Here is an 11,065-nt window from a genome sequence, read left to right as displayed (position 1 = left end):
CCTGGCAATTTTCCGAAATCCATAAACTATAAGTTTCGGAAATGCTCAAATTACCGTATTTAAAGAGTAATTTGGCTTATTTCATTTTAAGTGGAGTGATTGACACCGGCCCGATCAACCCGGATGGTAACGGCTCCCAATCCGAGGCATCGAACAGGCCGTCCGCCCCCATGTTTTCCCGGGTCTGAGGCGGGAAGTTAATATTGTAGAATTTCTTCCAGTGAATGTCTTCACGCTCCAGGTAGATAATCCTGTTCGCCATGAGATTGGTTACTGCAACCTCAAGTGTGTTAGAAGATTCCAGTAATTCTCCGGGAATAGTGACTTGGTAGGGCGGAGTAATCAACGTATCTACTGTCGTCCCGTTCACCGAAACTACAGCACTCTCATGCACTTCTCCCAAATTTAGTTCCCAGGCGGTGGCATCCGTATCCGGGGCATCAAAATCGGTGATATACTTAGCAGTACCAGAAAAATATGTGGTCCCATCCGAATCCAGTTCTGTCCATGAGCCCAACTGATTCACTGACGTTTTTTCAGGAATAGTCGGGCCGCCGCTGATGAATTGAAGAGTCCAGTTATTTTCTAACATAACCGGTTTACCAGACTCTCCGTAGTCGGTATAAATCGCCCCTTTGACTTTTTCAGGGACTGTCTTGAGTATACAAGATTCTTCAGGCTTCATATCCAAATAGATTTCCATTTTACCAGCTAAGGCTCTTGACCGGAGCAGCCCGGACTCACCTGTCATCGGATTGAATCGTATAACCGACTCGGCCGCGGTGTTCAATTCTGTCCATCCGGTGAATCCGGAATCTGTGGAATTGACCACGAAGTATACAGTTCTATCTTGAATCATACGTTTTACAAAGCGAAATCCCTTGGTCGCCATCTGTTCCGGCTGTACCGGAGATTTTGCTAGTGCCGGAGAAATCTTGTCTGAAAGTATAACTTTACCTGATCCTATCTTACCAACTGATACATCGTTATTTGATTCTGCAGAAAAATCAATGGAATTCACCAATTCGTCAAATTGATGTTGTCGGATTATCACGTTTGGCAGCCCCGGGACGTCAGTCGGGAGCGATCCCTGAAAAACAACAGCACCGCCATCTCTGGCGAACGCGACCAGTTTTTCCATGGTTGCCAGCGGTATAAATTGGCATTCCGGTACTATTACGACCTTGTATTCTCCTCCTCCGGTATTGAATCTGCCAGATTTGAATGCAACCTCCTGAATTTGCCGGTCAGAGATAAAGTCAAATCCGTATCCCAGGGAGAGGAGATGCTCGCCCACTTCTCTGGTTGTCGTGCCTTCCGCATTACCATCGAAATGCCTGAGCAGTGATTGTCCCGGTTCCGCCCAGGCGTCGTAGATCGGGAAATAGACCAGCACATCATTTGCTGGTTTCCCTGCCTGCAGAAACGACTGCGTTCTGGTGATGTATTGGTTGAGCTTTGGAAAGTCCGTCCAGAAGCTGTTCGTCGGTCCAAAATGTACCGCTGCGTAGAACAACCATCCCGGCCAATCCGCTTCATCCAGAGAATACGGTGTCCCGTGATAGACGATGTGGTTGACTCCGCCCAGGAAATACTCATCCACAGCCGTTTTTACATCGCTGAGAGACGACTGAAAATGCTCGTTGAGCCAGGTGGCTGCCTCGGCAGATGCCAGCGGCTTCCCGGTCACGTGGGCGGCCGATGAGGCAAACTTAAACCGGATAACATCTCTGCCTTCGGTTTCAGGTATGTCGGTGGCGGCGTACAGATCGAGAATGCTGGCCGGCGATCCGTGGGCCTGGTTCCGGACGATCGCATCCTGTTCTTTCGCCCAGGCATCCCAGTTTTGGGTAAATTCCTCGAGTAGCAGATCGGAGATGACGTCCCGGTAATCGGTAATTAAGCGAATCGTACGTTCCGACGGCTCTTCGGCAAAAAGATCCGGCAGATGCCGGCGCAGGTCATAGCCCTTGCGGGATTCGAATTCTTCAAAGAATTCCGGCGTAAAGTCCGCATCACCGCTGGCGTCGTCGACCTCATACGAATCATTAAAGAACCCCCGCAGACCGTCAGTATTTCTTCCCTCGAACGCTTCGTCAAATTTGGAAAGATAGTGTTCCAGTGCGGCATCGGAAAAGTGATCAATCACGTTTCCTTCTCCGCCCGGTGCCGCGCGCTCGACCATCTTCCCGTGCCAGCCCTGAAACAGCGTATACAGTGTCCAGGTACTCTGGGGCGCCGTCCAGTCCAGCGTGCCATCCGCAGTAACCTTCCCGGTCAAATCGAGCGTATCCTCGTCTGAGAACGCCATCAGTGTCTGCAGCGGCAACGGCTCTTCAAAACGGATTTGGGCCAACGCAAGTGCCTGGAGATTTTCGTTCGCGCTGATGGGTTTTTTAATATCCTCAATGTTAATTCGATTCCGTACGGCGTGCGCCATCGGCTCCTGGATAAATTCCACCGGCTCATCCAGGGTTTCGCCTCCCCTCAATTCATATGTTTTGTGCGCGAGGTACTTACATGCGTGTTCCTGGTTGATCCACTGCCCGCCAAACGGCCAGCCCGTCCCGGTGGCCATATCGATCCCCAGGTTAAGTCGATCCGCCTCCGTTAGTGTGTATTCCAGCCGGTCCATCCACTGAGACGAGAGGTATTCGATGAATAAATCTTCGTATCCGTGGACGCCATAGATAGGTGTGATTTCGAGCCCGCCGAGTCCAGCTTCGGCGTAGCGCTCCATGGAGCGGGTGAGATCTTCCTCGGTGACGGCATTCCCCTGCCACCACCATCTGGACCATGGCTTGGTTTCGTTGGTCACTTCCGGCCATTCCAGATAGTCGTCTGCAGACTGCTGAGCCGGTGTTATGACAGGCACGAGTAAAATTACTCCCAGCAACAGATACGAGAGACGTTTAATCATGATATACCTCTTGAGTAGTCTACCGCTGAAAACCATAGAGTTAAGACCTTCAACGGATATTTATGCTACTGCAATTTATAGATTTCACTACCTGCCATCAGAAAACAGCCTAAACCGTAGTCCTCGAAATCCGGGACGCTGTCGTAGGTCACCGGCTGTCCCGCGCTGGGCTGTTTTCCTGTGGACTGGACATAGCCCAGGAATCCGTTGTCATGCAGGCTTTCGGTCGCCAGAGCATTCCAACCGTCCAGGGCAGTTTTGAGGTATTCCTCTTCCGCAAGGATGCCGTTATTCACACCCCAGGCGAATCCAAACGTAAAGAGCGAGGTTCCGGTGGTCTCTTTACCGCCGTAATGGTTCGGATCGTGCAGGCTGACGTTCCAGAAGCCGTCATCCCGTTGTACAGCTTTAATGGCTGCCGCCATTTCCTTAAATGTTTTTACGTATTCTTCCCGGTGCGGCGCATCTTCCGGGATGACATCCAGCACCCGGGCCAGCCCGGCAAAGACCCAGCCGTTGCCGCGGGACCAGTAGCAGTCCTCCCCATTCGGTTCCGTGTACGGCGGATCAAAGTCGGCATCCCGCCACCAGAGCCCATCTTCGGGATTGTACAGGCCGTTGTCGCCGTGCTCGGTCTTGGTGTACATGTAGATATCGTACATTTTCTCAAAGTAGCTGTCGTCATTGTACAGGACACCGAGTTTCGCAAAGACCGGCATTGCCATCTGAATGGCGTCAATCCACCACCAGTCGTCATTCTGTGGCGTATTGACCATCATATCCATGCTCGCCTTCAGTTTCCGGATACGCTTCACCTCTTCCGGATCTTTGGTATACAGGTCAATATATGTCTGCCCGCAACACTGATTGTCGGCATTCCGGGTCGTCGGACCGCCCCACAATCCCCACTCATGAGATTCGCCCCAGGCGACGGCATAGTCGTAATACTCTTCTCTGGGATAAATCTCATACAGCGCCATCAAGCCTTCATAGTACACGGCGCGTGTCCAGAGATGACTGGGGCGCGTTTTGTTTGTGGTGACCGAATCGCCGGGATCAGGCCATTTATTCATAAAATAACCGTTGGCCAAAATCATATCCTCCAGCACGTCCCGCTTGTCCGGCAATTCCTGTGCATCGACGACACTCCCGGTACACACCAGGATCGCGAGTATCCAAACCAGGTGCATAGTGATTCGATTTATGAATTTCATCGGATTTACCTCCATCCTTCGGCCTGTTCAAGTTTACCCAGGTCCGGTTTCTCTGACGCAATCTCCAGCGATTCCTCGTATAAGGCGTTCAGATCGCCGAGAGCGATGTCTGCGCCCTTCCTGATGAATATCGGTGTTTTGTGCTGAGGCGCGTCCACCTCCACGTATTGACCGCCTTTATACGTCTTCTCCCTGTTCCAGGCATCAACCCATTCTTCCCCTGCCGGGAGATACATCTCGTGTGAGGTGATTCCTTTTCGCCAGATGATAGACACCAGAATATCCGGGCCGAACAGATAGGTTTGCCAGTCGTTCCAGGCCTCTTCCTGCTCCGGATAGATCATGAAAAGCGGCCGGGCGATAGGCATCCCGGAGTTCTGCGCCACTTTCGACTGCTCACTGATATAATCGATGAGTTTCATGCGGACTTTGGCGTACAGTCGCCAGGTGGCGATAAGGTCTGTATCATAGGATGGTTCTCCTGGCAGGTCCCAGAAACCAACATCGAGGGTTGGTCCGACCTCCATAATCGGCGAAAACGCGCCAAATCCGAGCCAGCGCATGGTGACTTCCCGATGAAAATCTCTGCCGTACCCGCCAATATCCGATCCCCAAACGGGATAGCCCATGACGGAGCACCGCTGGAGCGCAATCACTGCGGCACGCAGTCCTTCCGGCATACCGCGGATGTCGCCGGCCCACAACCCACCGTACTTGGCGCTGCCGGTATATTGTGCCCGCGGAAACAGGAGAAAATCATCGCCAAGGATTGGTTTCACGCCTTCAAACGCGGCTTCCACATACTGCACGGGATAGTCGTTGAAGTTCTCACGATATGTTGTGCCTGCTTCGGTTTTCATGTCGGTACCGTCCAGGAGTTTTTCGCCATCGGCACGATCGAGCTTGAAACCCTTGACACCCATTTTAGCGAGTTTGGCTGGGCCTTCCTTGCCCCACCACTCCACAGCTTCCTCATTGGTGAAATCCATCAGGACCTGTTCCCACTGATATCGCTGGTTGCTCTCCATGTGATAGCCCTGTTCCTTGGCGTAGTTGGCCATGTCACCCATGATGTACGGTGCAATCCAGACGATAAACTCCATACCGTGTTCTTCCCGGGTCCAGTCAATCATCTCCTGCGCGTTCGGAAATCGGTTTGGATCCCACTCGTAGTCGCTGAAGCCACGCGGGCCTTTTGCCCAGGGACGATCAACCCAGTACGCCGAATTCGGGATATCATATGCTTTCATCATTAAGATATCTTCGACAAGCTCACTGTTGTAAGGCGCGTTTACCCCTGTCCCGTCGTAATAGGTCTCCCGATGCACGTGATTATCACGCCAGCGCCACGGCCCTAATGACCATTTCGGCGGATTATATGAGGGGCCGGTATCCAACGCATGCTGCTGGATAATTGCGGCTGGATTATCGGCACGGTAGATCTTGAAGAAGAGTTCCGGCCCCTGGAATTTTATCTTGACGAAACCCGGATTTGTTTTTGCGAAATCGAATTCCCCCGGCCAGGTTCCCTTCGCGAAAAAGCCATAATTATTCGATGAAATATAAAAAGGCGCGTACGCGGAGACTGTCGGCTTCAGCTTCATTCCTACGACTTCACCACGGAGGTTCATACCGGTTTCGATTCCCTCTGCCCAGGAGAGACTTTGCGGCCCGTCTACCACGCGTTCCAGCGCGCCGGTAAAATATTCATCGTCCGAGGCCTGCAGATTTACGTACCAGTGCTCCCACGACTCTTTCGACTTGTCCAGAGACATATTCACCATCACATCTTTCCCGTCCTTCGCAAGCGTTAGCGTGACTCCAGACTTAGCCCAGGTGTACACGCTGTTTTTTCCGTCTTTGCTCATTTCCGGCTCGCCCTCCACCCAGGTGATTTCTCCGTTGGCTTCGTATCCGATGCTGCCCTCATCTTCGGAAACCGGCGCAATCACAACCGGATTGTCGCCCGGATTTTCGATGGTAATAACCGGATAACCATTCTCCAGAGAAACGTCCGCAGTTGAACCTGCGCACGCCAGGAGAACGAGCGTAAAAATGACTGGGAGCCATTTTAATGTCTCACGGAATCTCATAGCGACCTCGCGTTTGTTTGATTGTTTTCAACTATTAATCTGCAGTGTCTTGTAGCATTGCGAAATGCCGCCCTGTAACAACGGCCTTCCCTTTTGGGACAAGCCAGAAAATCTATTCCCTTGAGCCTCTCCCGTAGATTGCTTCCTCATGTTCCAGAACCATCTTCCCGACAGAATTTAGTTTTGACAAAGTTACTTCTGGGACACTGCCTCCGGAGTCGAGTGAAATTTGCAGGCGGTAATTCCCGCCGTATCCCGCAGTCTCCGTAATCTCCTGTACAATTGCTTTCGCCTGCTTCCCTGAGACAAAACCGGTCAATTCCCACGCGGCTGGTATCGAATCGGTTGGAGCGGCTTTTTGATTTAGTACACAATAGTCGCCGACACCGTTACCAAGCCCGGTATTGACGATTAGGTCCGGCTGTAGCCGCTTTGCCGTCATTTCCAATTCGATGCTCTGGCGTATGGTAGTTGGCCCGGGCGAATCAAACACCAGTAAATCTATTTGACCGTAATTCGTTAATAATTCCCGGATCTGTGGATTCACTTTTTCTTCAATGTAATTTTCATAATCCGCGTTGGAGGAATCCGCAAACTCCCATGCGCCCATATTTGACCTGGTATAGTGCCAGTCGGTACCCAGCGAATAGGAGAGGCCGAATTTTACTCCCTGTTTCCGGCATTCTTCTGCCAGGGCTGCCACCGGATCAACCGGGATTTCTGCGGTACGGGCAACATTGTAGGAGCTGGTCTCGGAGTTGAACATAGCGAAACCGTCGCGGAGCTTGGCTGAGAAAACAATATATCGCATTCCGGCGTTTTTCGCAGCACTTACAATTGTCTCCGGGTTAAAGTTTCCGGGATCCCATTGCTCTGTGAGTCTAAAATATTCATCAACGGAAATTTGCTCTCGCTTCATCATATCTTCACCGGGGATATCAGTGCTCCCGTCACCGGCCGCCGAGTACAGGCCCCATATCACAGACAAGCCTACGCGGCTCTTTCTCCACCATGCCAGCCGGTCTTTGACTTCGGACTGCGTCTTCAACGGGATCACCATATTCCAGGTGTGACGCCTGCCGTCTACCACTTCGGCGGTAGCGAAGAACACATGGGTTGCCTTCCCATTTTCCACGAGAATCTGCGGGCGTTCGGTACTGCGTCTCCGCCGGTATTCTCCGTCCTCAAACAGTATATGCTTGGATACGGTCACCGGATTCGGCGCCGTTTCCCAGTACATACCGTCTTCAGAGGAAGCATAATAAATTTCCTTGGGAGAATATTCCCGCTGAGTATCCATCATGAGGGCATGGTACTTGCCGTTCTCGTACCACATGGTGGGATCCTCGGCGCCGACTCCCACATCGAACGGTTTTTCGAAAATCCGTTGGTACGGACCTTCGAAATGCTCCGCCTTCGCTACACTAATGGCGTGATGGCGCAACTTTGCTACCCCCTTGTAATAGAGCAGAATGGTGCCATCCGGCTTCACCAGCGGCGAGGCATTACTCACCAGGTAACGCTCCCATGTGCCGGGACGTACATCCAGTATCGGCTCATCGCGGCGCTTCCAGGGTCCGGTGACCGATTTTGCCGTAGCCAGCCCGATACGTTCGTGCTTGTGCGCATCCAGTTTCAGGTCAGAATCGCTGGTAGTCGGGTTGTCCGGCGTCGGCATGGGATAGTCGTAGGTTGTGCCGGTATAGAATAGCAGGTAGGTATCGTCCACCTTCCTGATAACCGGGTTATGGGTCATCTTGCCATCCCAATATTCGGTTCCACGCGGCGGCAACACAACTTCCTGGAACTCGTACGGCCCTTCAGGCGTGTCAGATACCGCCCGGACAATTTCCGAATTCGTCAACCAGTGTGGCGTGAACGGCAGCGCCCGGGGCCACCGTGAGGCGAACATGTGATAGCGTCCGTCGTCCCCTTTGATAACTGAGGCGCCCCAAATCCAGTAGTCTTCCATACGGAATCCGCCGTCTACCGGTGCGGGTTCCAGACGATCCCTGAAATGCTCGTGCTCCGCCGTGCACACTCCCGGAACTTCAGTTTCCTGTCCCGAGATAAAGGCTGGTAATGCTATGACAAGAACCAAAATCAGACGGCACGGAATTATCCTGTCCGCCGAGGTCATCATGTTCATGACATCCTCCGCTGCCTGCAATTTATGCTGCGATTTTCCAAATTTTTATATATCATGTGTCACTTTATCTCATTAACACAAATTTCTTTGTTACAGACTTTTCCGGTGTGATAAGCTTATAAAAATAGACTCCGGAGGCTAATCCGCTTCCATCAAACTTTGCCGTATATCTGCCGGACGGCTGGTTTTCGTTAACAAGAACGGCAACTTCCCTCCCGGAAATATCATAGACGGTCAGGAGCACATGGGCCTGCTTATTTATGGAATACGGAATTGTAGTCACCGGGTTAAACGGGTTGGGGAAGTTTTGTCCCAGAGAAAAATTCGTTACCATATTTCCCGGTTCGTCGACGGTCGGCACCGTCGTGGAAATAATTAAGCCGTTGATCCGCCAGACTCCGGCTTCATCATTGCTGTGGACCATCTCCAGGTTCAGCTGCTCATCGACAAGATCTACGGAGAATTGTTCTGCGGCAAACTCCCCGCCATCCGAGGACATCCCGGAAATCACTTCCTCTCCCTCTGCATAGAAATCCATTGGCCCATTCGGGGCGTTTGACAGCTGGTCACCGGCCCTTACCGTTATATAGTATGTATTATTGTTGAGATCGACCTTGAATTCCGCACGACGCTCTGCGACAACAAAATCCTGCAAAATGTTATCCGGATCTCCGCGATCCCGCTGATCCAGTCCATCCGTCGAGGTAAATCCATACCCGGAAGATACGGTGTACTGCGTGGAGGCAACCACCTGCATGTATCCCGGTTCCACGGGTCCCGGACCGAAGTCGTACAGGGTGGGCGCCTTATTTTTCTCGCCGAACTGTGCTGCAATGTGAATACTGGTGGTTATGGTGACCGTTTCGGGATTTTTAACGCCCTCGAAATATTCAAGCCAGCTGCTGAAGACATATCCACTGTCCGCCACCGCCGTTACCGTCACCTCGGTCCCACTGGCATAAATACCGCCGGCAGGGTCAAGTTCCAGGTGTCCCGGTCCTTCCGAGCGGGTCCAAACACGGTAATGATCAGCAGACAGTGTTGTCCCTGATGCGGTATTTGAGGTGTCAGACTCGCCTTTGGTATTGTAGGCCACAATCCGAAATTCGTAGGTTGTTTCCGCATCCAATCCGGTGATAGAAGCTTCGGTCAGGTTTGCGATTGCCTTGGTGACCTCTTCCTGGGTATTCCAGTTATCATCGGAATACCGGATTCTGAATCCCCGCTCGTTGTCGGCCTCGTCCGACCATGTGAGATCGATACGATCTCCGGAAAATGTGGTTGCCTCCAGATTCGAAGGTGCAACAGGCGGCTCTGTGTCTTCGGTTATGGTTCCGTAGTCTACCGGCACCAGGCTGTTCAGGTATTCCTCCAGATTAGTAAAACCGTCGCTGTCCGGATCAAGGTTCCGATCCGACGAATCGTTTGGATCAAGACCTTCGGTACTCTCCCAGTTATCCGGCATCCCGTCGTGGTCGGAATCGGTAGGCGCCGTGTCGGCCTGGAGCGTTGGCCATCCACCGAGTTGGCTCTGACTGTCAGCCGTGCTTGACCTTCCGGTACCGTTTTGTACCTCCTCTACGACACGCTGATCAACCGCATCCCGGCCGATAGACGCCCCGGCGTGATCCAGGACGATATTCAACGCTTCCTCCGGAGTATGGGTCGTTACCGCCGGCGCCGGGAACGGATTGTCAAATTTCTGTGGCACACCATCTACACCTTCGCTCCAGTTATCGGATGTTACATTAGGATAATCATAAACGAAGTTACCCGTTACATGCAATTTTTTGGAATCGTATTCGGAATAGACAATACGATTTTTAACACCACTATCCGTAGCAGGTCCGTATTTGTAATAATTATTTACAATGTTCACCCGACCTGTTGGGCTACAGTATGCGCTTTGATAATCCCAGTTATAAATTACGTTGTTCCGGTGGTCGGTGATGTCTTCATTGTAGGTGTAGGCAAACTTGGGATGCCGGGTACCGGATGAATAGATCAGGTTGTGATGGTAGCTGGTTTGCCCACCCCAGAGCCCAACCATGGAGTGGTTGTTATAATCCAATCCTTCTCCCATCATACAGTATTGCACCGTCATATTCTCATTCCCGTACCAGGAGACCACTTCATCACCACCCCAGCTGAAGGAACAGTGATCAATTATAATATTTTCACGATCGTTGGTATTGAAGGCGTCGGAGCTCAGGTTGTTTTTATCGCCAAGCCGAAAACGCATATACCGGATAATGACGTTATTTCCCTGGATATTGGTCGGGTAATACCGGACACAAATACCATCGTCCGGGGCAGTCTGGCCTGCTATAGTAATGTTACTGCCGGTAATCTCGAGTGTTGACTGAAGATCGATATATCCGGAAACTCTGAAAACTATAGTCACATTGTTCATACGTACCCCTTCCCGCAGTGAGCCCGGTCCGGAGTTATTCAGGTTTGTCACCTCATATACAGATCCACCGCGGCCACCAGTGGTGTAGGCACCAAATCCCTCGGCACCGGGAAAGGCGACCTGTTGGGCCTGCATAAAAGCCGGAATTAAAAGGAAGTATATTCCCCAATACAAAAAAGACTTTCTCATCTACTGCTCCTAGTTAATTGTTCCTTCGCCCCATTTCGCAAACAATATTAATCAAAATGTGTAGTCTGGAAGGGTATCAGTCGAATA

The 11,065-nt window shown here is 51.6% G+C and carries 5 protein-coding genes; all 5 read right to left on the bottom strand.

Translation table 11 applies throughout. The features are described from left to right. Positions 1–76: 76 nt before the first annotated feature. Positions 77–2,920, bottom strand: coding sequence for a glycoside hydrolase family 2 protein (locus tag K9N57_05035; GenBank protein ID MCF7803534.1), 2,844 nt, complete (start codon positions 2,918–2,920; stop codon positions 77–79). 65 nt (positions 2,921–2,985) lie between these two features. Further along, the gene (locus K9N57_05030) at positions 2,986–4,110 is read right to left on the bottom strand and encodes a glycoside hydrolase family 88 protein (protein MCF7803533.1); all 1,125 of its coding nucleotides are present in this window, start codon (positions 4,108–4,110) and stop codon (positions 2,986–2,988) included. A 29-nt stretch (positions 4,111–4,139) separates the two neighbouring features. Further along, positions 4,140–6,227, bottom strand: coding sequence for an alpha-glucosidase (locus K9N57_05025; protein ID MCF7803532.1), 2,088 nt, complete (start codon positions 6,225–6,227; stop codon positions 4,140–4,142). A gap of 112 nt (positions 6,228–6,339) precedes the next feature. Further along, a complete protein-coding gene (locus tag K9N57_05020) occupies positions 6,340–8,376 on the bottom strand; it encodes an alpha-L-fucosidase (GenBank protein ID MCF7803531.1) in 2,037 nt (678 codons plus the stop codon). A 64-nt stretch (positions 8,377–8,440) separates the two neighbouring features. Further along, the gene (locus K9N57_05015) at positions 8,441–10,978 is read right to left on the bottom strand and encodes a T9SS type A sorting domain-containing protein (GenBank protein MCF7803530.1); all 2,538 of its coding nucleotides are present in this window, start codon (positions 10,976–10,978) and stop codon (positions 8,441–8,443) included. Positions 10,979–11,065 lie beyond the last annotated feature (87 nt).

The sequence above is a fragment of the Candidatus Neomarinimicrobiota bacterium genome (genome assembly GCA_021734025.1).
In the GTDB taxonomy this organism is placed as follows: Bacteria; Fidelibacterota; JAANXI01; order JAANXI01; family JAANXI01; genus JAANXI01.
This window is presented reverse-complemented; position numbering and strand designations above follow the sequence as displayed.

Coding starts and splice junctions, on each gene's coding strand:
- K9N57_05020 (MCF7803531.1), bottom strand. CDS start 8,376: ATGAACATGATGACCTCGGCGGACAGGATAATTCCGTGCCGTCTGATT.
- K9N57_05030 (MCF7803533.1), bottom strand. CDS start 4,110: ATGCACCTGGTTTGGATACTCGCGATCCTGGTGTGTACCGGGAGTGTC.
- K9N57_05025 (MCF7803532.1), bottom strand. CDS start 6,227: ATGAGATTCCGTGAGACATTAAAATGGCTCCCAGTCATTTTTACGCTC.
- K9N57_05015 (MCF7803530.1), bottom strand. CDS start 10,978: ATGAGAAAGTCTTTTTTGTATTGGGGAATATACTTCCTTTTAATTCCG.
- K9N57_05035 (MCF7803534.1), bottom strand. CDS start 2,920: ATGATTAAACGTCTCTCGTATCTGTTGCTGGGAGTAATTTTACTCGTG.